Below are 26,391 nucleotides of genomic sequence, written 5' to 3'. Positions count from 1 at the left end.
CCTGGTGCCCCTAGAGGTTCTCGGTGGCCGTGGCGTACGGCAGCGGGAAGTCCCGGCAGAGTTCCCGTACGGAGGAGACGGTCTGCTCGCGGATCCCGTCGGGCAGCTCCACCTCGCCTCCGGGCAGGGTGCGGGCGTGGGTGAGCACGGTGTCGATGAGGGAGACGCAGCGTTCCATCTGCTCCGGCCCCATGCCCCGCAGGGCGGCGGTGTTGCTGCCGAGGCGGACACCGCTGGCGACGGTGGCGCCCCGGGTGTCACCCGGGATCTTGTTCTTGTTGACGAGGATGTGGCAGGACTCCAGGGCGCGCTCGGCGGTGAGTCCGTCGAGGTGCGGCGGCACCCGGAAGAGCACGATGTGGTTGTCGGTGCCGCCCCCTATCACCTCGTAGCCGCGGTGCGAGAGGGAGGCCGCGAGGGCGTCGGCGTCGGCGCGGATGCGCCCGGCCAGCTCCCTGAACTCGGGCTGGAGGAGCCGCCCCATGGCGCGGGCCTTCGCCGCGATGGTGTGCACCTCGGGCGAGCCCTGCATGAGCGGGAAGACGGCGCTCTGGATGAGCTGCGCCAGGGTGCGGGTGGAGCCCTCGGGGACGTGGCCGGCGTCGCGGCCCATCATGATGAGGCCGCCGCGCGGGCCGTAGAGCTGTTTGAAGGTGCAGGTGGTGGTGAAGTGGGCGGCGTCGACGGGGCTCGGGTGCAGCCCGGCGGCGACGAGACCGGCGATGTGGGTGACGTCGGCCAGGACGTACGCGCCGACCTCGTCGGCGATCGAGCGGATCCGGTCGAAGTCGACGACCCGGGTGTACGAGGTGGTGCCGCACACGATCAGCCGGGGCCGGTGCTCCAGGGCCAGATCGCGGAGTTGCGCGTAGTCGATCAGGCCCTTCTCGTCGAGGCCGTAGCTGTGTACGTCGAACAGCTTGCCACTCAGGTTGACGGGCGAGCCGTGGGTGAGGTGGCCGCCCTGGTCGAGGGCCATGCCGAGGACGCTGTCGCCCGGCTTCAGGAGCGCCTGCATCACGGTGTGGTTGGCGAAACTGGCGCAGTGCGGCTGGACGTTGACGTACTGGGCGCCGAATACCTGCTTGGCGCGCGCGACGGCCAGCTCCTCGGCCTGGTCCACGTACTGGCACCCGGCGTGGTAGCGCTTGCCCGGGTAGCCCTCGGCCGTGACGTTGACGATGCTCGAACCGACGACCGCCATCACCGAGGCGTCGGTGCCGCCGCTCGACGCGACCAGGGACAGCGTCTCCGTCTGGCGCACGTGCTCGCGCTCCAGCAGGTCGAAGAGTTCCGGGTCGTCGCGGCGCAGCGTCGCTATGCCCCGGTCCAGATTGCGCCCGATATGACTGTCGTGCATGTCTGTCTCCTCAGGTCCCGTCACCATGCGGCGTCGGCCAGCAGGTCGTGGATGGATGCGTGGGGTCGGTCCAGGCCGGCTTCGGCGAAGGCCAGCCAGTCCTGGCGGAAGCCCTTGACGGTGGCCTCCTCGAAGAGCGTGGTGCGGTAGGCGAGGATGCCGCCGAGTCCTCCGTCGGCCTCCCACAGGACGGCCGAGACGTCGAACCAGGCGACCGGGGTGTCCTGGTCGACCGGACGCATCGGCAGTCCGCCCAGCCGGTGGCGGGCACCGTCGCCGGGCTCCGCGCCGGACTGCAGCGAGAGCACCGTCTGGACGAGCGGCGGCCGGGAGGCGTCGCGGGCGACGCCGAGCTCCTCGACCATCGCGTCGAAGGGGCGGCGCTGGTGGCTGAAGGCGCCCGAGAGGGCGTCACGGACCCGCGTGAACAGATCGGCGAAGCTCACGTCGCCACTGGCGTCGATCCGCACCGGGAGGGTGTTGACGAAGCAGCCGACGAGCGGTTCGGCCTCGGCCCGGTGGCGCCCGGCCACGGGGACACCGATCAGGAAGTCCTCGGACTGGGTCAGCCGGGCCAGCCAGGCCGCGTACGCGGTCATCAGCCAGGCGTACAGGGTGCCGCCCCGGGCCCGGGCGGCCTCCCGCATCCGGGCCGTCGCACCGGCGTCGACACGCACCGGCAGCCAGGCGCCCGTGTAGTCCTGCTGGGCGCCGTACGGGTGGTCCGTCGGCAGTTCCAGCACGGTCGGGGCGCCGGCCAGCGCCTCCCGCCAGTAGCGGGCGTCCTCGGCCTGGGCGGGGGTGCCGTCGAGGCCGTGCTCCCAGACCGCCCAGTCGGCGAACTGGAGCTGCTCGCCCCTGCGGGGCGGGGTGCCGCCGGCGCGCAGCGTCTCGTAGTCCCTGGTCAGTTCCTCCAGGATCAGGTTCATCGACCACTCGTCGCAGACCGCGTGGTGCAGGACCAGCTGGAGGCGGGAGCCGGCGGGCCCGGTCAGGAGCAGGGCGCGGGCCGCACCGGGCCGGGCCAGGTCGAAGGGGCGGGCGGCGTGCTCCCGCAGCGCCGCGTCCGCGTCGAGGCCGGGCGCGTCCTGGTCCATGACCTCCAGCTCCCAGCCGCCCTCGGGCTCCACACGCTGCACGAGGGCGCCGTCCTCCAGGACGAGCCGGGTCCGCAGCACGTCGTGGCGGGCGGCGAGGCCGTCCAGGGCGCGGCGCAGCAGCCCGGCGTCGACGGGACCGTCGACGGCGAAGGCGGTGGAGACGTTGTAGGCGCCGGAGCCCGCGTCGAGCTGCTGGAGGAGCCACATGCGGCGCTGGGAGTGCGTGGCGGGGGCGCGGTCGAGGGCGGGATCGTGTACCGGGCCCCGGGGCGCGGGGGCGTCCTGCTCCGGCGGCGCACCGGCGGCGAGCTCGGCCAGGTGCGCGGCGAGTTCACGGAGCAGCGGGTAGTCGTAGACGGTGTCGAAGGGGAGGTCGTACCCGAAGTCGCGCTCCACGGCGTTCCCCAGCTGGACCTGCATCAGGGAGTCGCCGCCGAGGTCGAAGAAGTCGTCCTCCCGGCTGACCGTCCCGGCGCCGAGCAGGTCGCACCAGATGGCGGCGAGCTTGTGCTCCGCGTCGGTGCCGTCGTCCTCGGCCAGCCGCGAGGGCGGCTCCTCCTGCGTCGTCTCCGTCGTCCCCGTCGTCGGCCCGGTCCCTCCCGAGGCCGTCCGCTCGTCCGGGACGGCGCCGCGCGGCCGGGGCTCCACCCAGCAGCGGACGGGCTCGAACAGGTCCGTCGGCACGGAGGCCCGCCGGCCGTAGCCGCCGAGGAAGCGGACGCCGCGTGCCCAGTCGAGTTCGGCGCCGCACTCGTAGAGGGCGGCGAGCACCGCGAGGAGCCGCTCACGCGGGTCCTCGCCGGCGCCGGTGGCGGCGTCGACCAGGACGCCCCTGTGGCGGGGGGCCAGTTCGGCGGCGAGCCGGGACAGGCGGCCCTGCCAGGGGGCGACGAGGACGGGATCGCCCTGGGCGCCGATGGTGGCGAGGGCGGCCTCGGTGCGGCGTGCGTCCGGGTCGGCGACCGGCTCCGGCAGGGCGGGCCCGCCGGCCGCGGTGAGCGGGTCGGTCTCGCCGCGCAGCAGGTCGACCAGGACGTTCCCGCTGCCGTGCCCGATGACGATGCGGTCGGGCACACCGGCCTCGAAGAGGGCCCGTACCGGCGCCAGCCGGTCGATCAGGCGCTCGGCGGCGTTCCGTCCGGCCTCGGTCGCGCCGGAGAGCCCGGCGCGGCGTTCGGCGTGCCAGCCGGCCAGGGCCGGCAGCGACCGCGTCCAGAGCGCGGCCGTCCCGGGCGGGGTCGCGCCGTCCTCGTGGGGCAGCAGGGTGACGAGCGCGGTGGCGTCGGGCGCGCAGGTGACCGGGGCGGCGCCGGAGGCGATCCGCTCCAGGCCCTCGGCGGCCTCCTCCGCGGTGGTGGCGGTGACGGTGGCCCGCCACCGCTCGTGGTCACGCCCGGTGGCCTGGACGAAGGCGAGGTCGGCGAGTGTCGCCGGCTCGGGATGGGCCCGCAGGTGGGCGGCGAGCCGGGCCGCGTGCCGGCGCAGGGCCCCCTCTCCGCGCGCGGAGAGGGGGACGAGCACCCGGTGGGCCCCCGTGGCGGCCTCACGGGGCACGGCGGGGGCCTGCTCGAGGACCAGGTGCACGTTGGTGCCGGTCAGACCGAAGGCGCTCACGCCGGCGCGGCGCTGCGCGGAACCGTCCCAGGGCTCGGTGCGCGAGGAGAGACGGAGCGCCGAACGCTCGCTGTCGAGGAGCGGGTTGGGGCGGGTGAAGTGCGCGGAGGCGTAGCGGCGTCCGGTGCGCAGCGCCACCACGGCCTTGAACAGGCCGACCGCTCCGGCGGCCGAGTCGAGGTGCCCGATGTTGGACTTGAGGGAGCTGAGGACGCAGAAGCCGGTGCGCTCGGTGCGGCGGGCGAAGGCCGCGGTGAGGGCCTCGAACTCGATGGGGTCGCCGAGCCGGGTCCCGGTGCCGTGGGCTTCGATCAGACCGAGGGAGTTGGGGTGCACACCCGCGTTCCGCCACGCCTCCAGGAGCAGCTCCTCCTGGGCCTGGGCGCTGGGGGCGGCGAAGCCGTTGCTGCGGCCGCCGTCGTGGTTGGCGGCGCCGCCCAGGATGACCGCGTGGACCGGGTCGCCGTCCTCCTCCGCCCGGGCCAGGGTCTTCAGCAGGAAGACCGCGCCGCCCTCGCCGAGGCCGGTGCCGTCGGCGGCGGCGTCGAAGCTGCGGGACCGGCCTCCGGGCGAGACGATGCCCTCGCTGCCGGGGGCGGCGGTCGCGGGCGGGTTGCACAGGACGCGTACGCCACCGGTGACGGCCCAGTCGGCCTCGCCGTACGCGAGCCTGCGGCAGGCCTCGTGCACGGCGGCGAGGGCGGAGGAACAAGCCGTGTCGATGGTGAGGGCGGGCCCGCGCAGGTCGAGCAGGTGCGCCACCCGGCCCGCCTGCGCGGCCGGGAGGAGTCCGGTGACCAGCGGCGCGGACGCCGGGTCGACGAGCTCGGAGTAGGTCTCGCGGCCGGTGCCGAAGACCACCGCCGTACGGCTGCCGCGGAGGTCGGACAGGGGGCGGCCGGCGTCCCACACGGCCCGGCAGGTCAGCTCCAGCAGGAGCCGCTGCTGCGGGTCCATCTGACGGGCCTCGCGGAGCGACAGCCCGAAGAAGGCGTGGTCGAAGATGTCGACGCGGTCCAGGAGGGCGGCCTCCGTGAGGGAGGTGCCGGGAGCGGTGCCGGCGTCACGGCGCCGGTCGTCGGGGACGGGGCGCACCAGGTCGGCGCGGTCCTCCAGGAGCGCGGCGAGCCGGTCCGGGTCACCGCCGCCGCCCGGCAGGGCTGCGGCGATGCCCACGACGGCGATGGGCTGGGCGGGGACACGGTCCATGGAGGGCCTCATCAGAGTCGGAAGCTGAGGTCGGCGGCGGCCGGTGCGGCGGCGCCGGTCTCTTCGAGGGCGCCGGCGATGGCGGCGACGGTGTTGAGCCGGAACAGGTCGACGAGCCGGAGCGCGCCGGGATAGCGGGTGTCGACGCGTTCGTGGAGCCGGGTCAGGGTCAGCGAGGTGCCGCCCACCGCGAAGAAGCTGTCCTCGCGCCCGATCTCGGTGTCGGGGAGCAGCTCGCGCCAGATCGCGGCGATCTCCTGCTCCAGGGGCCCGCGCGGCGGTGCGGCCGGGACGGTCCGCCGGCGCCTGCCCTCGGCGGCCACGGCGAGGGCCTTGCGGTCGAGCTTCCCGTTGCCGGTGAGCGGGAAGGCGTCGAGCCGGTCGAGCCACGCGGGGACCATGTAGGCGGGGAGCCGGGACGCCAGGGCGTCCCGCAGCACCTCGGGGTCGAGCCCGGCGGGGCCGGCGACGAAGGCGACGAGATGCTGCTCGCCGCCGCTGCCGGCGACCAGGACGGCAGCGTCCGCGATCCGGGGGTCGAGTCCCGCGAGGGTGCGCTCGATCTCGCCGGGCTCCACGCGGATGCCGCGCAGCTTGATCTGGTCGTCGACCCGGCCGAGGAACTCGATCTCGCCGGAGTCGGTGAGCCGGGCGAGGTCGCCGGTGCGGTAGAGCCGTTCCCCGGGGGTGGTGGGGCTGGGATGGGGCACGAACCTCTCGGCCGTCAGCTCCGGCCGGCCCAGGTAGCCGCGGGCCAGGCCCTGACCGCCCAGGTGGAGCTCGCCGGGGACACCGGGCGGGAGCGGGTTGAGCGCGGCGTCCATGACGTAGGCCTCGGCGCCGGGGAAGGCGTTGCCGATGCTCGGGGAACGGCCGGGCGGCAGCCCGGCGCAGTCCTGGACGGTTCCGCAGACGGTGGCCTCGCTCGGTCCGTAGGCGTTCCAGAGGTGCACCGTGCCGCCCCAGCGCTGCGCCAGCTCGGCGGGGAGGGCCTCGCCCGCCAGGACGAGGTGCCGCAGGCTCTCCGGCAGGGTGCGGAGCATGGCGAGATTGGACGGCGGCATCGTCAGATGGGTGATCGACCGCTCGGCGAGGGTCTCCTCCAGCGGCGTACCGGGCAGCAGCCGGTCGGGGTTTGTGAGGTGCAGGCAGGCTCCGGTGAGGAGTCCCATCACGCACTCCCACACGGAGGCGTCGAAGGAGTACGGGGCGTACTGAAGGACGTGCGAGCCGGGGCCGGCGCCGAACGACCGGCGGTGCAGCTCGCGCAGTTGGGCCAGGCCGCGGTGGGCGAGCAGGACGCCCTTGGGTGTGCCGGTGGACCCGGAGGTGTAGATGACGTACGCCAGGTGCCCGGGTGTGAGGGCGGGAGCCGGGAGCGGTTGGGCGGCCTCGTCCGGCACCTCGTCGACGCGTACGGCCGGAACGGTCCCCGGGAGCCGGTCGGCGAAGGCGGCGTCGGTGATCCGGAGCCGCACCCCGGCGTCGCGGGCGATCCACTCCATCCGCTCCGCGGGCAGCGCGGGGTCGAGGCAGAGGAAGGCGGCGCCGGCCTTGGCGACCGCGAGGAGCGCGGTCACGGACGCCCGGGACCTGGGCAGGACGATGGCCACCCGGTCGTCGGGGCGGACACCGTGCGCGGCGACCCGGGCGGCGAGCAGCTCGGCGGCCCGGTCGAGTTCGCGGTAGGTGAGCACCCCGTCGTCGTCGTGGAGGGCGGGCGCGTCGGGATGGGCGGCGACCTGCTCGGCGAAGAGGGCCGGGAGGGTGGCGGGAACCGGGGTGGCCTCGGGGCGCCCCCGGTCGAGCGCGGCGCGCTCACGGGCGGGGGTGCTCAGGGGCAGGCCGTCGAGGGGGGCGTCGGCGTGCCGGCCGGCCTGGTCGAGGAGTGTCTCGAAGCAGTCGGCGTAGCAGGCGACGGTCCCGGCCTCGAACAGGTCGGTGCGGTAGTCCCAGGTGGCGTGCCAGCCGTCGGCGTCGCGGCCCACCATGAGCGTGACGTCGTACTGGGTGGCGACGGGTGGCACGTCGAAGCGGGCGGTCTCCAGGCCGGGGGCGCCAGGAGCGGGGGCAGCGGTGCCGTCGAGGACGAACATCGTCTGGAAGACGGGGGTGTGCTCCACGGTCCGCTCGGCGCCCAGAGCGGTCACGACCAGCTCGAAGGGCGTCTGCTGGTGGGCGAAGGCACTCAGGCACTCCTGGCGGCTCTGCTCCAGCAGCGCGCGGTAGGAGGGCGAACCGCTGTGGTCGGTGCGCAGGGCCAGGGTGTTGAGCAGGCAGCCGACCAGGTCCTCGGTGCCGGACTGGTCGCGGTTGGCGATGGGGGTGCCGACGACGACGTCGTCCTGCCCGGACAGGCGGGACATCAGACCCTGGTAGAGGGCGAGCACCGTCATGAAGGGAGTCGCGCCCGCTTCCCGGCCGAGGGTGAGCAGCCGCTCCACGGCCTCGTCGGAGAGCCGCCTGGTGAGGCGGGCGCCCCGGTACGAGACGGCCTCGGCCGGCGGGTGGTCGAAGGCGAGCCGGAGCCGCTCGGGGAGGTGGGCGAGCCGTTCCCTCCAGTGGTCGAGGTCGCGCCGGGCGAGGGCCGGGCGGTCGAGGTGGCGGCGCTGCCAGGTGCCGTGGTCGAGGACGGAGAGCCGGGGCGCGGCGGCCGGTGCCTGCCCGGAGGCCGCCGTGGCGTAGTCGCGGAACAGCTCGTCGAGGAGGAGCCGCAGGGACCACGCGTCGGCGACGACGTGGTGGATGACGAGGGCCAGGACGTGCCGGGGGCGTTCGCCCGGTGCGGGCGGCTCCTCGACCAGCAGCCAGCGGGCGGGAGCCTCGGTGGCCAGATCGAAGGGTTCCGCGAGGGCCTCCCCGAGCAGCCGGCCGGTGGTGTCCTCGCCGTCGGAGGCGAGGACGCGGGCCGGTGTCCGCTGGTGGTCCGCGGCCCGCTGGCGCAGGGTGCCGTCGGAATCCCTGCCGATCCGCAGCCTCAGCGCCTCGTGACGGGAGGTCAGGGCGTGCAGGGCGCGGTCGAGGGCGTCGCGGTCGAGAGGGCCGGTGGTGCGGACGGCCACGCCGATGTTGAGCAGGGGGCTGCCGGGCCGCAGCTGCTCGACCAGCCACATGCGCTCCTGGGCGAAGGAGAGCGGGGCGGGGCCGCCGCCGTCGCGGCGGCGCAGCGGCGGCAGGGACGCCTCCTGGGCGAGCGCCCCGTCGACGCGCGCGGCGAGGGCGCGGACGGTGCGGTTGCGGAAGACGTCGCTGAGCGCGATCTCCGCGCCGAACCTCTCCCGTACGCGCGTCATCAGCTGCATCGCCATGAGGGAGTGGCCGCCGAGGTCGAAGAAGTCGGCGTCAGGGCCGAGCGGTCCGGCGCCGGTCAGGGCGGCCATGAGGGCGCCCACCTCGCGCTCGGTGGGAGTGACGGGTCCGGCGGCCTCGCCGGTGTCGCGGACGGGTTCGGGCAGCGCGGCGCGGTCGGTCTTGCCGTTGGCGTTGAGGGGGAACGCGTCCAGCGGCACCCAGTGGCCGGGAACCATGTACGGGGGCAGCTGGGCGGTGAGCGCGGTGCGGACGGCGTCGGTGGCGGCCCCGCCGGTCCAGTAGCAGACGAGGTGCGGGGTCCCGGCGACCTCGCGGAGGACGACGAGGGCCTGGGAGACGCCGTCGACCTCCCGGGCACGGCTCTCGATCTCCCCGGTCTCGATGCGGAAGCCGCGCAGCTTGACCTGGTGGTCGTAGCGGCCGAGGTAGCGCAGCTCACCGTTCTCCGTGGCCCGGACCCGGTCGCCCGTGCGGTACATGCGGGCGCCCGGGACCCCGCTGAAGGGGTCGGGGAGGAAGCGTTCGGCGGTGAGCTCGGGGCGGTCCAGGTAGCCCTGGGCGACACCGAGGCCGCCGAGGAAGAGTTCGCCGTCGGCTCCGGCGGGCACGGGGGTGAGCCGGGAGTCGAGGACGTACGCGTTGGTCCCGGCGACCGGCAGACCGATGAGGGGCTCGTCGGACCCGGCGCGGGGGACCTCGTGCCAGGTGGAGTAGGTGGTGTCCTCGGAGGGGCCGTACAGGTTGAACACCCGGACGTGGGACGAGCGTTCGTGGACCGCGTCGGCGAGGGTGCGGGGCAGCGGTTCGCCCGCGAGGTTGACGACACGGACGCCGGGCGGGAGGGCGCCCGCGCGCAGCAGCTCGGTCATCGCGGACGGCACGGTGTTGATCAGGGTGGGCGCGGTGCCGGGCTGCTCGGCGAGCTGCAGGGCGTTGTCGACGAGGCGCAGCGAGCCGCCGGTGGCGAGCGGCAGGAAGATCTCGAAGACCGAGAGGTCGAAGCTGACCGAGGTGCCGGCGAGGACCACCGCGAGGTCCTCGGCTGCGAAGTGGGCGCCGGCCCAGCCGAGGAACGCGCGCAGCGCGCGGTGCGGGATGGCGACGCCCTTGGGCCGGCCGGTGGAGCCGGAGGTGTGAATGAGGTAGGCGATCCGCTCGCCGTGTGCCGGGACGGCCTCGGGCAGTGCGGCGGCGGCCGGCACGGTGGTGAGGTCGATCAGCGGGCCCGCGTCCCCGGGGAGGACGTCCCGGGTCTCCGGCTGGACGAGTACGACGCGGCAGCGGGCGTCCCGGGCGATGAACCGCAGGCGCTCGGGAGGGTATCCGGCGTCGAGCGGCACATAGGCCGCGCCCAGCCGGACCACCGCCAGCAGGGCGGCGACCAGGTCGGGCGTACGGCGCAGGCAGACGCCGACGAAGTCGCCGGGGACCACCCCGGCCGCCAGCAGCGCGCTCTGGACCGCGCCGACGCGGCCGGCGAGCCCGGCGTAGTCGAGGGCGTCGTGCCCGGTCCACACGGCGGGGGCCGCGGGCCGCTCTGCGGCGTGCCGGGCGAAGGCGGCCACCGGGTCGAGCTGTTCGGGGGCCGGGTCCAGGCGCCGGGCCGGGGCGAGCAGCGCGCGGTCGGCGGGCGGGGCGGGCACCGGCTCGGAGACGTACGCCTCCGGGGCGGCGACCATCGTCTCCAGGATCTGCTGCCAGTGCTCCAGCATCCGGGCGGCGGGCGCGGCGCCGAGGACGTCGGCGCGGTACTCCAGGGCGGCGAAGGTGCCGCGGACGGCGTCGCCGCCCCCGGTCGCGGTGAACCGGCCCTGGTCGACCTGGAGGAGCAGGTCGAACTTGGTGTGGTGGTGGTCGACGGGAAGCCGCGTGGCCTCCACGCCCGGCAGCTCGGGCAGCGGCACGTCGTCGGGCTGGACCACGAGCATGGCCTGGAGCGGCAGCCCTCCGAGACGGGCGGCGAGCCGGTCGAGGGGCACGTCGGCGTACGTGTACGTGTCCAGCGCGGAGTCACGGACACGGCCGACGAGCGCGTTCCAGCTGTCCTGCGCCCCGATCCGGACGCGCAGCGGCAGCGTGTTGACGAACAGGCCGTACGTGGCGTGGGTGGGCGTGCTCTCCCGGCCGGCCGCGGGCAGGCCGAAGACCACCTCGTCCTGGCCGGTCCAGCGGGAGAGGAGGACCGCGTAGGCGGCGGCATACAGCATGAAGTGGGTGGCCCCGCACTCGGCGGCGTACACCTCGACGCGCTTGACGAGTTCGTCGGGCAGCCGGCTCCGGTGGACGGCGGCGGGCGCCGGCTCGGTCGCGGCGGCGGTGTCGAACGGGAGGTCCAGGGCGAACGGCGCGCCGGACAGCGCGGCGGCCGCCGCGTCGAGCCGGTCGGCGTGCCCGGGTGACTCCAGCCTGCGGCGCTCCTCGGCGACGGCCTCGCGGTAGTCGCCGGGCGGCTGCTCCCAGCGGAGCTCGGCGCCGTCGGCCAGCCGCCTGTAGGCGAACTCCAGTTCGGTGAAGAAGAGCTCGGCGGACCAGCCGTCGGTGACGATGTGGTGCACGACGAGGGCGAGCACCCACTCGTCGCCGCCCAGGTCCAGGAGGGCGACCCGGTGGAGCGGCCCGTCGGCGAGGTCGAAGGGTACGGCGGTCTCCTCGGCGAGCCAGTCGGCCACCCCGTCGCGCGCGACCGTGTGCCGGGCCAGCCGGAAGGGCCGCTCGGCGGCGGGCACCACGCGCTGGGCGAGCTCACCGTCGCGCATCGCGAAGACCGCACGGAGCTGGTCGTGGCGGGTGACGACGGCCGCGAGCGAGCCCTCGAGGGCGTCCACGTCGAGCCGGCCGCGCAGGCGGACGGCCTCGGTGACGGTGTAGGCGCGGCTGTCGCGGTGCCGCTCCTGGAGGAACCACAACCGCTGCTGGGCGCTGGAGGTCGGGAAGAATGCGGTCACGTCTGGGTTCATGTCTCGGGCGTCCTCGGTGGGCCGGCTTCGTCAGGGTCAGGACGCCGCGTACAGCGCGTCGAGCGTCAGGTCCGCGCGCACCGCACGGCAGATTCGGGAGCGCTCGGAACGGATGACGAAGTGGTCTCCGTCGTAGACGCGCACCTCGTCGGTGGCGCCGCCGAGCCGCGTCCACGCGGACAGGTCCGCGGTCGGGACGAAGGCGTCCCGGCTCGCTCCGAACACGGTCATAGGACAGGGCGCGGGCTCCGCGGTGGGCACGAAGGTCTCGGCGACCTTGAAGTCGGCCCGCAGGACCGGCAGGTACATCGCCATCAGCTGCGCGCTCGCCAGTACCTCCGGATCGGTGCCGTTCAGCGCCCGCAGCTCCGCGATCAGTTCGGCGTCCGGCATCAGGTGCCGGGGCCGGTCGCGCGGCGGCAGGAAGGGCGCCCGCGAGCCGCCGACGAAGAGCCTGCGCGGGGTGCGGCCCCGCTCCGCCAGGTGCAGGGCGAGAGCGTAGGCCGCGTACGAGCCGAAGCTGTACCCCAGCAGCGCGAAAGCCTCCCGGGAGAGGTCCTCGCACTGCTCCGCCAGGTCGGCGACGAGGGCCGGCATGGAATCGAGGAGGGGCCGGCCGAAGCGGGCGCCGCGGCCCGGGAGCTCCGCGACGCGCACCTCGGCCACCGGTGCGAGGGCCTCGCGCCAGCCGTCGAACGCCTCGGTGCCGCCTCCCGCGAAGGGGACGCAGAACAGGATCACGGGCGCTGCTCCCGCTCGCGCAGGCTCAGGGGACGCATGTCGGACCAGTGTTCGCGGATGTGGTCCAGGCAGGTCTGCCGGCCGGCCGGCGGGGTGCGGGCCTGCCAGCCCGGTGGCAGCTCGCGGTGGGCGGGCCAGAGGGAGTACTGCTCCTCGTGGTTGGTGACGACGACGTACCGGGTGCTGTCGGCGGTGTCGTCCGTGGTCTCGCTGGGGATCTGGGTCATCGTGTCCGTGCCTTACGCGCGAGGGCCGTGGGGGATCGCGGCGACCGGCCACTGCCAGCCGTCGGATACCGGGGAGATGCCGTGCTGGATGTCGAGCAGGCGTCCGCGCAGGTCCAGCGCGGTGGACCGGCTCGGCAGCGGGAGGCGCAACCCGGTCTCGTCGCCGAGGAGTTCGACGGGGGCGACGACCGCTCCGGTGCCGCAGCCGAAGACCTCGACGTCCTCACCCGCCGCGACCGCGTCGGTCAGCTCGTGGATGTCGATGGGCCGTTCCTCCATCTTCAGCCCGGAGGAGGGGCCGAGGGCGAGGAGGCTGTCGCGGGTGATGCCCGCGAGGATGGTGTCGGAGAGCGGCGGGGTCACCAAGGTGTCGCCACGGCGCGTGAAGACGTTCATCGCGGTGAACTCCTCGACGTACCGGTGCTCCACGGCGTCCAGCCACAGCAGCTGGTGGAAGCCGTTCTCGCGGAGCGGGGCGGCGGCGGCGAAGCTGGCCGCGTAGTTCCCGGCCGCCTTCACGCAGCCGGTCCCGCCGGCGCCGGCCCGGCTGTAGTGCCGTTCGATCCACGCCGAGATGGGGGCGGTGAAGAAGGCGTCGGACGGGGTGGCGAGGATCAGGAAGCAGAACTCGGTGGAGGGCACCACGGACAGGTCGGCGGTGGCGCCGAACATGGTGGGCCGCAGGTAGAGGGACTGGCCCCGCTGCCCGGGCACCAGCCGCTCCAGGACCCCGACCAGCTCCTCCAGGGCCTCGACGAAGACGCGCTCGTCCAGCTCGGGCATGCCCAGCCGGGCGGCCGACCGGTTGAAGCGGCGTGCGTGCTCGTAGGGGCGGAAGAGCAGCGCCGGAGCGTCGAAGGCGTCGCCGAGGTTCCGGTACGCCTTCATGCCCTCGAAGATGGCCTGGCCGTAGTGGAGGGCCTGGGTGTGCGGGGCCAGCGGCAGGGAGTCGAGCGCGGTGAGCCGCGGGGTCTCCCAGGCGCCGTCGCGGTAGTACGCGACGGACATCACGGGGGCCATCAGCCGGCCGAAGCCCAGCGGGTCGGGCAGCTCGATCCCGGCGAGCCGCGCGGCGAGCTCGTCGGGCAGCACCGGGGACGGGGAGGACGGGGACATGGTCACACTCAGCTCCAGCAGCGCAGGGGGAGGTCAGGGCCGTAGTTGCCGACGAAACCGGAGACGGTGATCCGCCGGCCCGCGGTGATCTTGCGGATGGCGTGCACGCACGCGGCGTTGATGAGAATCAGGTCGCCGGGCTGCGGGGCGATCAGCACGGACTCCTCGGGGAGGATGTCGCGGGGATATCCGTAACTTCCCGGATACCTGTCGGCCATTCCCTCGTAATCCTCGTCGGAAATGACGTGGTCCCATACTTCCAGTTCACCGCCCTCGTCGGCGGTGTCGAGATAGATGTTGACGCCGAGCTGGCCGAGCAGGGAATGCGCCATGGGGTCGTCGAATTCCCGCCTCAGCACGTCCTGATGGGGCAGACCCTCGCTATCCGTGCGCCATACACGGGTGATGCCGAGCGGCATCTTCGCACCGTCGAGCGTCATGAGGGAGGAACCCCCGGGCCAGCTTTCGTCGAGCGCCACCCTCAGATGGTCGACAGGCGACGGGTGGGGGGCGCTCAGACGACGCATCCGATTCAGCAGGGGAAGCGTCCCGGCGAGATAGCGTTCGCGCCGCTCCGGATTCTGGGTGACGTTCCAGAAGGAGTCGATGTTGCTCTCGTAGATACCGGCACCTGCGGTGTTGTCTATCTCCTGGTACAGCAGGTCGGCCAGGGCCTTGCAATACGTCGCGTCGTAGAATTCGGGGACGCGGACGGCGACGCAGTCGAGCGCGAAGAGAGCGCGCAGGACCTCCGCGTCGAGGGTGTCGACGGTCACGAGCTTGTTGTGCGGGGACATACGAAAGAAGCCTTTCGTCAGGGGTGGTCGACGAAGACGTCCGGTGGCGCCGGTGCTCACCGGTCGATCAGGGCCCACTTGTCGGCGGTGGAGGCGACGTTGTTGGCCGGCAGCGCGATCAGCTCGGGCTTGTACAGGGGCGCCGAATCCATCGCCGGCTCCCAGGTGGCCAGGGCTTCGTCCTGCGGGACCTCGATGCGGAGGTCGTTCGCCAGGTCGTCGATCACCCGGAGCAGCAGCCGCACGCCGAGCGGCGCGAGGTGCTCGCGCCAGAGCGACTCGGCGGTCGATCCCGGCGGCACGAGGACGTGTTCCTGCGCCGCGATGGGCCCGCCGTCGGTGCGCTCGGTCAGGTGGTAGACGCTGCCGCCGGTCGCCCGGTCGCCGTCCCTGATGGTCCATCGGATGGCGTCCCTGCCCCGGTGCAGCGGCAGCAGGCTCGGGTGGTAGCCGATGGTCGCTATCCGGGCGCGCGCCCGGGTCTGCCGCCCGATGAAGGCGTGGGAATGGGCGGCGACGATGACGTCCACTTTTTCCGAGATGTGGTGGGCGCGCAGCTCGTTCGCCTCGGTCCACGGAATGCGCCGAGGGAATGACCAGCCGCGGAGGCGGTCCCACGACATGGGATCGGCGTCGTCCGTCCGCCCTTTCTTCAATCCCGGGGAAGCTGCCCCCAGAATGACGTGCCCGGCGTCCTCCACGGCCTCGGCGACTTGTACCGCAAAAGCACCGCGGCCAGAAATATAGATGTTCAAGCTTCCTCAACTCGCCATGCGTGAACGGGCTAGGTCCGCCACACGTTCAACTGTTTCAGAGCCACTCAGAAGGAGATCTGTTATTTCTGATGGTCGGTTGCCCGGCGCCTCGTACTCCTGGTTCTACGCTCGAAGGAAATGCTGATGCGAACGGGGCACGCGGCGGTCGGCCGCTCCTCGACGATGCCAACCGTAATGAGCCACACATGGGCCGATCAAGGATTTGTCATCAAGATGACAACGCGACGGAGTGCCTTCGAAAAAGACGAGGTCGGAACACCGGCGCGGGCGTCGCGCCCAGGGGGCGCGGCGCCGGGGTGGGGGGCGTCACACGGCCACGGGACGCGCGGCGGGACCCCCCTGGCGGCACGTCAGGTCATGGCGCGCTCGCGCCGGGCCGGCGGCAGCGCCGGCCATGCGGCGCGCGAGGGCCTGACCGGTGCCGCCGGGCCGGAGCCGGCGGGGCGGGGCGGCGCGGCCGGACCCCGGTGTGTGTACGGCCCTGTCGTGTCACCGCGCCGGCCCCGGGCCTCCGGTGCCTCGCGCCGCCTCGCCGGGCGGGTGCCGGCGCGGGCCGCTGCGGTGACGCGTCCCGCGCCGGGGCTTCGTCATGTCCCGGCGCGGCCGGTCGTGGCGGAGTGCGGGACGCCGCCCCCCGGAAGGCGCCGGGGTGAGGAGTCGGGCGGCCCCGGACGCGGAGGGGCACCGTCGCCTGTGGTGGCGACGGTGCCCGACGGCCCGGCGCGCCGGTCGTCACCGGCCTGCGGCGGGTCGGTTTCCCCGGTGTAGCCCGTGGCTCAGCCCCCGACGGCGCAGGCGTCCTCGTTGAGCGTGAACCGCGGCGGTGACGACGGGTCACCGGTGTGGCCGGCCAGATAGCCGAGGGTGATGCTCGCGCCCGGAGCGATCGCGGCGTTGTGCGAGGCGTTGGCCGCCTTGACCGTGTTGCTCAGCTGTGTCAGGTCCGTGTTCCAGTCCGAGATGATCGTCTGCCCGAGGGGCAACGGGAACGCGAGCGTCCAGCCGTCGACGGGGGTGCTGCCCGTGTTGGTGACGGTGAGGTCGACCTTGGTGCCCGTGCCCCAGGCTGTCACGGAGCGGTCGACGCGACAGGTGGGTTCCTCCCGCGCGAACGACACCCGGTGGAGGCCGCCGGGCAGGTCGTTGACCATGTAGAACTCCCCGTCGACGGTCGCGCCGATCGACGTCACCTGGGTGGGCGTCCTCCCGATCTCGGCCTGCTCGTAGCCGCCGTCGCCGTCGGGGCGCAGCGCCCAGACCGTGGAGGAGCAGTAGTCGGTGGCGATGTACGTCCCGCCCACCAGGCCGGCGTACTTCTGGCCCCGGTAGACGTGGCCGCCGATGACCGAGCAGCCGCCGGTGTAGGGGGAGTACGTGAACACGGGCTCGGTGTACGTCTCGCCGGGCACGCAGTCGCCGCCCTCGAACCTCTCCAGGCCCTCGTAGCAGGACCAGCCGAGGTTCAGCCCTCCCTGCCCGGGGGCAAGGTGGTCGATCTCCTCCCATCGGCCCTGGCCGACGTCGCCGATCCACATCGAGCCGTCGGCGCGGTCGAAGGAGAAGCGCCACGGGTTGCGCAGTCCGTACAGCCAGATCTCCCCACGGGCGCCGGGAGTGCCGACGAAGGGGTTGTCGCCCGGGACGCAGTAGGCGAGCGGGGCGCAGCTCCGGCTGACGTCGATGCGCATGATCTTGCCCAGCAGGGTGTCCAGCCGCTGCGCGGAGCGCAGGGGGTCCGCGGAGCCGCCGCCGTCACCGATGCTCCAGTACAGCTTGCCGTCCCGGCCGAAGGCGAGCTGGCCGCCGTTGTGGTTGTTGTACTCGGCGTGCTCCTGCGAGAGCAGCACCTCCAGCCGGGACTCGTCGAGCCGGTAGCGGGCGAGGGTGACCGCACCGTCGGGCAGGGCCGTGTAGGCGAGATAGAGGTCCTGGCTCTCGGCGAAGTCGGGCGGGACGGCGATGCCGAGCAGGCCGCGCTCGTTCCCCGATTCGTCCACGGCCGACGTGATGTCGACGACCGGCGCGGCGGCCAGTCCGGTGTCCGGGTGGTAGACGCGGACGGTGCCCGACTTCTGGGTGATGAACAGCCGGTCCGTGCCGTCGTCCGGGGCGGCTATCGCGGTGGGCCGTCTCAGTCCGGAGGCGACCTGGGTGGTGGTCGCGCTCAGCGACGGCAGGGGTACGGGCGAGGCGGCCTCCGCCGTGTCCGTCCGGGACGGGGCGTCGGCCGTGTCCGCCGTGGCGGGTAACGCGAGGGGGGCGGTCAGCAGGAGGGCCAGCAGGAGGGACCCGGCCCAGCGGTGTCGCGACATATCGGCTCCAGGGAAGGGGGCGCCCGCGCGGCGTGTCCCGGCGCGCGGGGTGGTCGTGCACAACGGTTTCTCGCACAGCGGTGGCGCTTCCGACGGTGACGGGTTCATGACAGGCAAGCCGCACCGTGGAGCGGGGGATGGGAGCGCTCCCGCGTCCTCAAGGCTGCGCGTCCGGGAACAGGGCGGCAACGTGCGATCACGCCACTTTCCCGCCGTGTGGCGCGAATGATGCGATGGCTGGAACGGTCACCCTCCGCCCCGTCCCGCCCGGAGGGCGACCGGTCCCGCGACGGCGGCCGTGCGGGCCGATGCGGCGGAGCGGCCGGCTGGGCCGGCAGCCGCGCGACCCGGCGGCCGGCCGGTCCGGGGCGCGACGGCCGCCGGGCCCGGCGGAGGGCACGGTCGTTACCATCCCGTGTGACCGAAACCGCCAAACAAGGTGTACCCCGCACACGCATACTCGCCGACCTGACGCCGCTGCGCTCCTCGCCCGACTACCGGCGGCTCTGGTTCGGGAACACCGTCTCCTGGATCGGGCAGGGCATGACGTCGCTGGCCGTCTCCCTCCAGGTCTACGACATCACCGGGTCCGCCTTCTCCGTCGGACTGATCGGTCTCTGCTCGTTCGTCCCGCTGGTACTCCTCGGGCTGTACAGCGGCGCGATGTCCGACACCATGGACCGGCGCGGACTCGGCCTCTTCAGCGCGGCCGGATCCTTCGTGCTCTCCGTGGGCCTGGCCGCCGTCGCCTTCGCGGGGATCGAGCACGTCGGGATCCTCTACGCCGTCGTCGCGCTCCAGGGCGTGTGCTTCGCGCTCAACTCCCCGGCCCGGAGTTCGATGATCGCGCGACTGCTCCCGGCGGAACAACTGCCCGCGGCCAACGCGCTCAACGCCATGACGTCCACCACGGGCGGCCTGGCCGGCCCGATGCTCGGCGGCCTCATCGTGGGCTGGTGGGGATACCGGGCGGCCTACACGGTCGACGCCGTCACCTTCACCGCCTCGCTGTACGCGATGTGGCGGCTGCCCTCGATGCTGCCCGACCGGGCGGCAGGGGAGAAGGGCGCGGGGCGGGCCTCGGTCGCCGACGGGCTGCGCTTCCTCGCCACCCGTCCCAATCTCCGGATGACCTTCTTCACCGACCTGAGCGCCATGGTGCTCGCCCAGCCCCGCGCCCTCTTCCCGGTGGTCGCCGTCCTCTGGTTCGGCGGTGACGCCAGGACGACCGGCCTCCTGGTCGCCGCCCCCGCCCTCGGCGCCCTGCTGGGCAGCGTGTTCTCCGGCTGGCTGGGCCGCATCCGCCGGCACGGGCTCGCGGTCCTCGTCTCCGTGGCGTGCTGGGGCGGTGCCATCGCCGCCTTCGGACTGACCCGGCAGCTCTGGCCGGGCCTGGCGCTGCTCGCGCTCGCCGGGTGCGCGGACTCCATATCGATGGTCTTCCGCAACACCATGCTCCAGGCGGCCGTACCGGACGACCTGCGCGGCCGGCTGCAGGGCGTCTTCATCGTCGTCGTGGCGGGCGGCCCACGGCTCGGCGACCTCGTGGCGGGCTCCGCGGCCGACCTGACGTCCCCCACCGTGGCGGTGACCGGCGGAGGCATCGTCTGTGTGCTCCTGGTGTGCCTGCTGGGGCTGCGATGGCGCGGCTTCGCCCGGTACGACGCACACGATCCACAGCCCTAGCGGGGGCGGGGACCGGGCGACCGCGGCCCCCGCGGGGCGGGGGCGCGCGTCCCGGCGGGACGCGTCAGGAGGCGTCCGTGACGCCCGGCATCTCGCCTTCGGTCGTCGTGGGGTCGAACAGCGAGAACACCGCGCCCTGCGGGTCGGTCAGCGAGGCGAACCTGCCGAACGGGATGGTCATCGGACCGAACGTGAGCTCCGCCCCGAGCGACCTGGCCTTCTCCACCGCCGCGTCGCAGTCGGCGACGGCGAAGTACACGTTCATGTGGGCCGGCACCTGGGGCGGGAACTCCTCGCCCATCTTCATCCTGCCGAGCACCGGGTCCGCGCCCAGGTCGTACAGCGCGAAGTCGACCGCGTCGTCGTCCAGGTGCTTCACCCCGTAGCCGAAGACCGCCGCGAAGAAGGCGTCGGCCCTGGCCGGGTCCCGGGTGTAGACCTCGGCCCAGCTGTAGGCGCCCGGCGCCCCCGTCGCCTGGAAGCCCTCGTGCGTGCCCGCCTGCCACACCCCGAACGGCGTCCCGCCGGGGTCGGCGGCCAGCACCATGGTCCCGAAGTCGCCGACCCGCATCGGCTCCACCAGCACCTCACCCCCGTGCTTGCGGATCTTCCCGGTGGTGGCGGCGGCGTCCGGCGACGCGAGGTACAGGGTCCAGGCGGGCGGTGTCTCCTGGCCTGGCATGGGGGGCGACAGCGCGGCGACCGCGTTGCCGTCCACATGGGCCTGGGTGTAGTCGCCGTACTCCGGCATGGACTCGCCGTACGTCCAGCCCAGGAGCTCGCCGTAGAAGCGCTTCGCCCCCTCGAGGTCGCCGAACGTACCGTCGGCCCAGCACGGAGTGCCCTCGGATTCTGCGGCCATGACTCGGACCTTCCTTCGCTCGACGGGGACGATCCCTCCCGTCACGCTAGTCAACCGGCGCCCGCGCGGCGCGCCGAACGCGTCTCAGCCCTCCCGCACGGCCGGCCCGACGACCGAGCGGGCGACCCCCAGCTCCACCAGGTCCTGGGGGCGCAGCCGGAGCTGGTCGGCGGTGGACCGCACCTGGTCCGGACCGCGTTTCAGGATGGCCGCCGCCAGTTCGGGGGCGATCACCGAGAAGTAACTGTCGGTGGTGACGTGGGTGTTGCCGGGCGCGGCCAGTGCGAGGGCGCCGCCCGAGCCGCCCTCTCCGATCACCAGTGTCGTCACGGGCACCCGGGCACCGGCCACCGCGGCGAACGCGTCGGCGATGGCGGCGCCCGCGCCCGCCCGCTCCGCCTCCGCGTCGTTGGCCGCGCCGGGGGTGTCGACCAGGGTCAGCACGGGGAGGCCCAGCCGGTCGGCGAGCCGGATCACCCGGGCGGCCGTGCGGTAGCCCGCCGGGCGGGTCGCCGTGCCGCACTGGGCGGCGTAGGCCACCGGCCCCCCGGCGCGCAGGCCCACTCCGCAGAGCAGCCCGGGGTCCCTGCCGCCGCAGCGGTCGCCGTTCAGCGGCATCCGGTGCTCGAAGTACGCGTCCAGATAGGCCTCGGCGCGTGGCCGCGCCGGCGCCCGGGCCTGCCGCACCGCGTCCCAGCCGCTCGCCGGCAGCGCCGCGGCCGACAGCGCTTCCGGCACGGGGGCGGCCCGCGCGGGGCCCGAGACCGTCAGCGCCGCCAGCCAGCGGCCCAGCGTCGGGGCGAGTTGCTCCGGCGCGACGACCGCGTCGATCTGGCCCGCAGCGAGCTGCCCCTCCGCGGTGTACGCGTACGGATCGGCCTCGGCGGGCCGCACCCGGGACCCAGCGAACCCGACCTGTGCCCCGGGCAGTGCCAGGACCACGTCCGCGCCCGCCCCCACGGTCGCCCAGCCGCCCCCGGTGGCCGGATCCCGCAGGACCGCCACCTGGGCCAGTCCCTCGGCCCTCAGCCGCGCGGAGGCCCGGGCCACCCGCTGGAGCTGTATCAGCGCGATCATGCCCTCCTGCATCCGGCTGCCCCCGGTGGCGACGAGCGAGACGAGGGGCAGCCGCCGCTCGGCCGCCAGCGCGTAGGCGGCTTCCAGACGGTCGCCCGCGTGCCCGCCCAGCGAACCGCCGAGGAAGCCGAACTCGAAGGAGACCAGGACGCACTCCCGGCCCTCCACGACGGCGGTCCCGTGGAGGACGGACTCCTCCTCGCCGGTCCTCGCCGAGGCACGAGCCCGGGAATCCGCGTAACCGCTCCAGCCGAGCGGGCCGTCCGGGGGAGCGGGACGCCTCTGCGGGCGGTGTTCCGTGAAGCTTCCGGTGACGGCGGCGATCGCCTCCCGCGCCGACAGGCGGTCGCCCCGCACGTCAGACACCGAGCGACCGCTTCATGATCTTGCCCAGCTCGTTGCGGGGCAGTGCGTCGAGGTAGCGGACGACGCGTGGGCGCTTGTGCGGTGCCAGCAGGTCCGCCACATGGTCCGCCAGCTCCCGCTCACCGGGCGGTGCCCCGGGGTCAGCGGGGACCACCCAGGCGACGATCCGCTCACCGAGGTCCGCGTCGGGCTCGCCGGTGACGGCCGCCTCCCTGACCCCGGGGTGCTCCAGCAGGGCGTTCTCGATCTCGCCCGCGCCGATCTTGTAACCCCCGCTCTTGATGAGATCGGTGGCCTTGCGCCCGACGATCCGGACGTAGCCGTCGGGGTCGACCGTGGCCATGTCGCCCGTCCGGAAGAACCCGTCCCCGGTGAAGGCGGCCGCCGTGGCGTCGGGCCGGTTCAGGTAGCCGGTGAAGAGGTTGGGGCCGCGCACCTGGATCTCGCCGATGGACGTGGTGTCCCGGAGCACCGTGCCGTCCTCCTCGACGAGCCTGAGCTCCACGCCCGGCAGTGGCGGGCCGACCGTCCCGGCGCGCGGCGCGCCATCGGCCCGCACACCCGTGTTCATCAAGGTCTCCGTCATCCCGTACCGCTCGATGACCCCGCGGCCGGTGGCCGCCGTGATCCGTTCGTGGTCGTGGAGCGGCAGCGCCGCCGAGCCGGACACCAGCAGCCGGGCCCCCGCCAGTGCCTTCGTGAGGTCGCCGGGTCCGGCGTCCAGCTCACCGGCCAGCCGGTGGTACATCGTGGGCACGCCGAACAGCATCGTTCCCCCGGAGAGCAGTTCCCGGGCCACGCCCCCGGCCGAGAAACGGCCGAGGTGACGCACGGAGCCGCCCCGGCGCAACGGCCCGAGGACGCCCAGGATCAGGCCGTGCACGTGGAACAGCGGCAGGGCGTGCACGAGGACGTCCTCGCCGGTCCAGCCCCAGGCGTCCTCCAGCGCGTCCAGGGACGCGGCGATCGCCCGGCGGGGCAGGACGGCGCCCTTGGGCGGGCCCGTCGTGCCGGAGGTGTAGACGACCAGGGCGGGGGACTCCGCCGAGGGCTCGGGGAAGTCCGCCCCCGGGGGAGGGCCGGCCGCGGCCGTGGCGACGTCGAGCCGCTCCAGGCCGCCCAGCGCGGACGGCAGTGCGTCGTCCTTGCCGGCCAGCACGACCGAGGGCGCGCTGTCCGCCACGATGTGCGCGAGTTCCCGCTCGCCGGTCTTCGGGTTGAGGGGCACGGCGGGCACTCCCGCCCGCAGGGCCGCCACGACGGCGACGACCGTCTCGGGGGTGGACGTGGCCCAGACGGCGACGCGTCCCGCCCCCGCGATCCGGGCGGCGAGGGAGGCGGACGCATCGGCCAACTGTGCGTAGGACAGGACGTGTTCGCCGAACCGGACGGCCTCGGGGGAGTCCGTCCGGCCGGACGCTCCGCGCAGCGCGGGCAGAAGAGAAGTCACCCGGCGAAGCCTAAGCGCTCCCCGCACGGTCCCACCCGGCACAGTCCCACCCGGCCCACGGCACCCGGACCACGACGCCCGGCTAGACGCCCGGACCACGACGCCCGGACCACGACGCCCCGCCGCGCGGTCAGCCGTCCCGCCGGATCGTCCGCATCCGGCCGTAGGAGTACACCGCTCCCGCCAGTGCCAGGTCGGAGAGCAGCATGAACCCGATGGAGTACGAGTCCTTGGCGCTGTAGATCGCCCCCATGACCAGCGGCGGCACGAATCCGCCGAGCCCGCCCATCGCGCCGACGATGCCGGTCACACTGCCCACCTTCGCCTGCGGTGTCACCTGCGAGACCAGGGCGAAGACACTGCCGCTCGCGGTGCCCAGCCCCGCCGCCATGCACAGCAGCGCGACCGTGCCGAGCGGATCCAGCGGCGGGTCGAAGGCCTGGACGACGGCCATGAGCGCCGCCAGCAGCAGAGCCCCGGCCGTGACCATGGCGGGGTGGAACCGGTCCGACAGCCAGCCGCCGACCGGCCGGAACACGACCGTGACCAGGGCGAACCCCGCCGCCTTGGTGCCCGCCTCGGTCGGCGACATCTCGTACCAGGTCTTCAGATACGTCGGCAGGTACACCCCGAAGGCGACGATGCCGCCGAAGCCGATCGCGTAGAGCGCGGACAGCTCCCAGGTCACCCGCAGCCGGCCCGCCTGCCCCAGCCGGTGCCCCAGCGAGTCCGCCGGGGCCTTCCGGCCCGGGTGGTCGGTGACGAGGACCGCCGCGAGGGCCGAGTAGACCAGCAGCGCGCCGGCGACGATCCAGAAGGGCAGGTTCTCGCTGTGCTCGGCGATGCGCGGAGTGAAGTAGCCGGACAGCGCCACGCCGCCCATGCCCATCCCGAACACCCCGAGCGCGAGCCCCCTCTTCGAGGGCGGGAACCAGGAGTTGACCAGGGGGATACCGATCGCGAAGGTCGTCCCGCCCAGCCCGAGCAGGAAGCCGACGGCCAGCATCGCCCCGTAGGAGTCCCTCGCCGGGATGAGCAGCAGCACCGGGACGACGGTAAGGGCCGACACGGCGGGGAACATCAGCCTGGCGCCGTACTTGTCGGTCAGTGCCCCCGCCGGGATGCGGCCGAGCGAGCCGACGAGCACGGGTACCGCGACCAGCAGCGACTGCTGGAAGGAGCTCAGGCCCAGCCGGTCCTTGAACTCACCCGACAGCGGGGAGATCAGGTTCCACGCCCAGAAGGTGAGGGTGAACCCGATCGTGGCCATGACCAGGTTCCGGTAGGCGGCGGCTGACTGCTTCCGGTCCGGTGCGGGGGTGTGCCTGTCGATGGTGTCCACACCGTCAGTCAAGAGTCGGGGAGGGGGCGCGGCACGGCGGACTGGGCCATCCGGGTAAGCCCCCGCACGGCAGACGCCCCATGGGCGGAGGGCCCGTCCGCGCCCCCTGGAGGGGCCGCTCGTCCGCCGCTTCCCGCACCGGGCTGCGACAATCGCCGGTATGGACCGGCTGGACAGAGAGATCCTCGGCATTCTCCAGGAGGACGCCCGGATCTCGTACCGCGATCTGGGTGTGCGCGTGGGCCTCAGTGCCAACGCGGCGGGCGACCGTGTGCGCCGTATGCGCCGCGACGGGGTGATCCGCGGCTTCACGGTCATCGTCGACCCGGCCGCCGACACCCGTTCGGGCCTCGTCGTCTTCATCGACGTGTCGCTGCGTCTGGACACGACGAACGAGGAGTTCGAACGCTCGGTGCTCACCCTCCCCGGCATCACCGAGGTGGTGCACGTGACGGGTGGCCACGACTACCTCGTACGCGCCACGGCGGCCGACCCCGGTTCCCTGGACACGCTTCTGCGCCGGCTCAAGAAGGACGCGGGCGTGGCCCACTCCAACACGCGGATCGCGCTCAGAGCGGCGCCTGCCAGGTGACCGTCGGCGACCGGGTGCCGTCCTCGGCGCGCCCGTCGTCCGCGACCACGAGCCGTACCGCCGCACGTCCGTCGGGCAGGCGCGCCGCCGCGTCGACCTCCACCTCGACGGCCGACACACCCGTCCGCCGGTGCGCCGCGGCCAGGGCCCCGCGCAGCACGTCGAGGAGCTCGCCGTCCACCGGCTCGGTCACCAGGGCGTCCACCGCGCCGGTGAACTGGACCGACGGCTGGAAGCCGAGCACCGCCGCCGCGCCGCCCGTCTCACGCAGGACCCGGCCGCGGAAGGTCGTGGGGACCTCCGCCGGGGGCTGCTGGAGCGCGAAGATCGCGGTCCTCACCTCCTGGATGGTGGAGTCCAGTTCGTCGACCGCCTTGGCGAGCAGCCCGGCGGTCTCCGTGTCGCCCGCCAGGTCCTTGCGGCGGGTCGACTCCAGCATCATCTCCGTCGCGAACAGCCGCTGCACGACGAGGTCGTGGAGATCGCGGGCGATGCGGTCGCGGTCCTCGTAGACCGCCAGCTGCTCCCGGTAGTGCTGTGCGTCGGCCATCACGAGGGCCAGCGCGGCCTGGGAGGCGAACTGGGAGGCGAGCAGCCGGTCCGTCGCCGTGTAGGGAGCCCCGCCGCGCCTCCGGGGGAGAGCGAGGGTGCCGATGAGCCTGCCCCCGCTCTGCAGCGGCAGCATCATGCTGGGGCCGAAGCGGGACCGGACCGGGGTCGTCATCCGCTCGTCCGTCGCGGAGTCCTCGATGAAGACCTCCTCGCCGCCCAGCAGCTGGACGAGGACGGGGGAGCCCGGCTCGATGGCCGTGCCGACGAGGCCGGCGGGATCGTCGGGGGTGGAGGCGGCGACGATCTCCATCCCGCCGCCCGGCGTCGGCTGGAGGATCACCCCCGCCGCCGCGCCCGCCAGTACCCTGGCCCGCTCGGCGACGGTCGTCAGGGCGTCCGTCGTACCCGCTCCGGTCAGCAGTGCCCGGGTGACGGCGGCGGCCCCCTCGATCCAGTGCTCACGCTGCCGCGCCGCCTCGGACAGGTGGGCGCCTCCGATCGCCGCGGCCGCCTGGGAGGCGAGCAGCCGCAACAGCGCCGGCTCGGTCTCCGTGAAGTGCCCCGGCTCCTCCGCGGCGAGGCAGAGGATGCCGAGCACCTCGGTGTGCACCCGGACGGGAGCCCCGGTGAACGAGCGCACCGGCAGCGGGGCGGGCCGCGTGGTCCACGGGCGCGGACCGGCCGTCAGATCATCGACGCGCACGGCCCGCGCGTCGTCCACGAGGGTCCCGAGGGCACCGGTGCGCCCGTGGAGGAGCGGGCCCGCGGCACGGCGTTCGCTGTCGGACATACCGGTGGTGAACAGGTCGGTGACATGGCGGTCCTCCCCGTGGAGGAGGGCGAGGGCGCCGTAGCGCGCCCCGCCCAGCGCCGTGGCGGTGTCCACGATGTGCTGGAGGGTGGTCCGCAGGTCGAGGCCCGCGCCCGCCACCGGGGGCCGCCG

The 26,391-nt window shown here is 74.0% G+C and carries 16 protein-coding genes; 2 read left to right on the top strand and 14 right to left on the bottom strand.

Going from position 1 to position 26,391, the window contains the following annotated elements; all coding sequences use genetic code 11:
• Positions 1-10: 10 nt before the first annotated feature.
• The 9 genes from ACHFIV_RS25440 to ACHFIV_RS25400 all read right to left on the bottom strand — a co-directional run bounded on the left by ACHFIV_RS25440 (position 11) and on the right by ACHFIV_RS25400 (position 17,521).
• Complete coding sequence (locus ACHFIV_RS25440; RefSeq protein ID WP_398973368.1) at positions 11-1,360, bottom strand: serine hydroxymethyltransferase; 1,350 nt, start codon at positions 1,358-1,360, stop codon at positions 11-13.
• 20 nt (positions 1,361-1,380) lie between these two features.
• Positions 1,381-5,283, bottom strand: coding sequence for a condensation domain-containing protein (locus tag ACHFIV_RS25435; protein WP_398973365.1), 3,903 nt, complete (start codon positions 5,281-5,283; stop codon positions 1,381-1,383).
• 11 nt (positions 5,284-5,294) lie between these two features.
• Entirely contained in the window at positions 5,295-11,540 is a 6,246-nt protein-coding gene (locus tag ACHFIV_RS25430) for an amino acid adenylation domain-containing protein (protein WP_398973362.1), read from the bottom strand.
• 48 nt (positions 11,541-11,588) lie between these two features.
• The gene (locus ACHFIV_RS25425; protein WP_398973359.1) at positions 11,589-12,293 is read right to left on the bottom strand and encodes a thioesterase II family protein; all 705 of its coding nucleotides are present in this window, start codon (positions 12,291-12,293) and stop codon (positions 11,589-11,591) included.
• Positions 12,290-12,520 (bottom strand): MbtH family protein, encoded by a 231-nt coding sequence (locus ACHFIV_RS25420; RefSeq protein WP_398973356.1) that lies wholly within the window; start codon positions 12,518-12,520, stop codon positions 12,290-12,292. The genes ACHFIV_RS25425 and ACHFIV_RS25420 overlap by 4 nt, the downstream gene beginning before the upstream one ends.
• Before the next feature lie 12 nt (positions 12,521-12,532).
• Complete coding sequence (locus ACHFIV_RS25415) at positions 12,533-13,636, bottom strand: branched-chain amino acid aminotransferase (RefSeq protein WP_398973587.1); 1,104 nt, start codon at positions 13,634-13,636, stop codon at positions 12,533-12,535.
• Between the two features lie 8 nt (positions 13,637-13,644).
• Positions 13,645-14,433 (bottom strand): 2OG-Fe(II)-dependent halogenase WelO5 family protein, encoded by a 789-nt coding sequence (locus ACHFIV_RS25410; RefSeq protein WP_398973353.1) that lies wholly within the window; start codon positions 14,431-14,433, stop codon positions 13,645-13,647.
• Between the two features lie 56 nt (positions 14,434-14,489).
• Positions 14,490-15,056: a formyltransferase family protein gene (locus ACHFIV_RS25405; RefSeq protein ID WP_398973349.1), complete on the bottom strand. Its 567-nt coding sequence runs from the start codon at positions 15,054-15,056 to the stop codon at positions 14,490-14,492.
• Positions 15,057-15,985: 929 nt separating this feature from the next.
• Entirely contained in the window at positions 15,986-17,521 is a 1,536-nt protein-coding gene (locus tag ACHFIV_RS25400; protein ID WP_398973347.1) for a PQQ-dependent sugar dehydrogenase, read from the bottom strand.
• A 417-nt stretch (positions 17,522-17,938) separates the two neighbouring features.
• Here ACHFIV_RS25400 and ACHFIV_RS25395 point away from each other — a divergent pair, with 417 nt between their 5' ends.
• Positions 17,939-19,207, top strand: coding sequence for an MFS transporter (locus tag ACHFIV_RS25395; RefSeq protein WP_398973345.1), 1,269 nt, complete (start codon positions 17,939-17,941; stop codon positions 19,205-19,207).
• 64 nt (positions 19,208-19,271) lie between these two features.
• Here the strand turns inward: ACHFIV_RS25395 and ACHFIV_RS25390 are convergent, their stop codons facing one another.
• From ACHFIV_RS25390 to ACHFIV_RS25375, 4 genes are all read right to left on the bottom strand, one after another.
• Positions 19,272-20,069, bottom strand: coding sequence for a VOC family protein (locus tag ACHFIV_RS25390; protein WP_398973342.1), 798 nt, complete (start codon positions 20,067-20,069; stop codon positions 19,272-19,274).
• An 84-nt stretch (positions 20,070-20,153) separates the two neighbouring features.
• The gene (locus ACHFIV_RS25385) at positions 20,154-21,488 is read right to left on the bottom strand and encodes a carboxyl transferase domain-containing protein (RefSeq protein WP_398973584.1); all 1,335 of its coding nucleotides are present in this window, start codon (positions 21,486-21,488) and stop codon (positions 20,154-20,156) included.
• A gap of 16 nt (positions 21,489-21,504) precedes the next feature.
• Positions 21,505-22,962 carry an acyl-CoA synthetase gene (locus ACHFIV_RS25380; RefSeq protein WP_398973339.1) on the bottom strand — a complete coding sequence of 486 codons (1,458 nt, stop codon included), beginning with the start codon at positions 22,960-22,962 and terminating at the stop codon, positions 21,505-21,507.
• Between the two features lie 130 nt (positions 22,963-23,092).
• Complete coding sequence (locus ACHFIV_RS25375) at positions 23,093-24,232, bottom strand: nitrate/nitrite transporter (RefSeq protein ID WP_398973581.1); 1,140 nt, start codon at positions 24,230-24,232, stop codon at positions 23,093-23,095.
• A 232-nt stretch (positions 24,233-24,464) separates the two neighbouring features.
• On the opposite strand from ACHFIV_RS25375, the gene ACHFIV_RS25370 reads away from it, so the two are divergent.
• Positions 24,465-24,896, top strand: coding sequence for an Lrp/AsnC family transcriptional regulator (locus ACHFIV_RS25370; RefSeq protein WP_014156425.1), 432 nt, complete (start codon positions 24,465-24,467; stop codon positions 24,894-24,896).
• On the opposite strand, the gene ACHFIV_RS25365 is transcribed toward ACHFIV_RS25370, so the two are convergent.
• On the bottom strand, positions 24,874-26,379 hold the full coding sequence (locus ACHFIV_RS25365; protein WP_398973336.1) for a sensor histidine kinase: 1,506 nt from the start codon (positions 26,377-26,379) through the stop codon (positions 24,874-24,876). The two genes, ACHFIV_RS25370 and ACHFIV_RS25365, sit on opposite strands and share 23 nt — an antisense overlap.
• Positions 26,380-26,391: the final 12 nt, after the last annotated feature.

Source organism: Streptomyces sp. ALB3 (genome assembly GCF_044385685.1).
In the GTDB taxonomy this organism is placed as follows: domain Bacteria; phylum Actinomycetota; class Actinomycetes; order Streptomycetales; family Streptomycetaceae; genus Streptomyces.
Note: the sequence above shows the minus strand (reverse complement) of the source record. Positions and strands in the feature narration are given on the sequence as shown.

Excerpts from the sequence above, each read along its gene's own strand:
- ACHFIV_RS25440 (WP_398973368.1), bottom strand. The coding sequence starts at position 1,360 with ATGCACGACAGTCATATCGGGCGCAATCTGGACCGGGGCATAGCGACG.
- ACHFIV_RS25435 (WP_398973365.1), bottom strand. The coding sequence starts at position 5,283 with ATGGACCGTGTCCCCGCCCAGCCCATCGCCGTCGTGGGCATCGCCGCA.
- ACHFIV_RS25420 (WP_398973356.1), bottom strand. The coding sequence starts at position 12,520 with ATGACCCAGATCCCCAGCGAGACCACGGACGACACCGCCGACAGCACC.
- ACHFIV_RS25415 (WP_398973587.1), bottom strand. The coding sequence starts at position 13,636 with ATGTCCCCGTCCTCCCCGTCCCCGGTGCTGCCCGACGAGCTCGCCGCG.
- ACHFIV_RS25410 (WP_398973353.1), bottom strand. The coding sequence starts at position 14,433 with ATGTCCCCGCACAACAAGCTCGTGACCGTCGACACCCTCGACGCGGAG.
- ACHFIV_RS25405 (WP_398973349.1), bottom strand. The coding sequence starts at position 15,056 with ATGTCGTGGGACCGCCTCCGCGGCTGGTCATTCCCTCGGCGCATTCCG.
- ACHFIV_RS25400 (WP_398973347.1), bottom strand. The coding sequence starts at position 17,521 with ATGTCGCGACACCGCTGGGCCGGGTCCCTCCTGCTGGCCCTCCTGCTG.
- ACHFIV_RS25390 (WP_398973342.1), bottom strand. The coding sequence starts at position 20,069 with ATGGCCGCAGAATCCGAGGGCACTCCGTGCTGGGCCGACGGTACGTTC.
- ACHFIV_RS25375 (WP_398973581.1), bottom strand. The coding sequence starts at position 24,232 with ATGGCCACGATCGGGTTCACCCTCACCTTCTGGGCGTGGAACCTGATC.
- ACHFIV_RS25370 (WP_014156425.1), top strand. The coding sequence starts at position 24,465 with ATGGACCGGCTGGACAGAGAGATCCTCGGCATTCTCCAGGAGGACGCC.